The 222-nt window shown below is 59.0% G+C and carries 1 rRNA gene; it reads left to right on the top strand.

Going from position 1 to position 222, the window contains the following annotated elements:
* Positions 1-222, top strand: a 23S ribosomal RNA gene (locus tag C470_RS16230); the annotation flags it as partial.

Below are 222 nucleotides of genomic sequence, written 5' to 3'. Positions count from 1 at the left end.
CGTGAGCGAACGCTGAAAAGCACCCCGAGAAGGGCGGTGCAATAGGGCCTGAAATCAGCTGGCGATCGAGCGACAGGGCGTACAAGGCGTCTCTTGAAACGACCGAGGAGCGATCCTCTAGTAGGAAGAGAGACGAGCCGGCGTCGTGTCGTGCGTTTTGAAAAACGACCCAGGGAGTGCACTTGATTGGCGAGTCTAACCCGTGAACCGGGGAAGGCGCAG

The sequence above is a fragment of the Halorubrum distributum JCM 13561 genome (assembly GCF_000337395.1).
Classification (GTDB): Archaea; Halobacteriota; Halobacteria; order Halobacteriales; family Haloferacaceae; genus Halorubrum; species Halorubrum distributum.
This window is presented reverse-complemented; position numbering and strand designations above follow the sequence as displayed.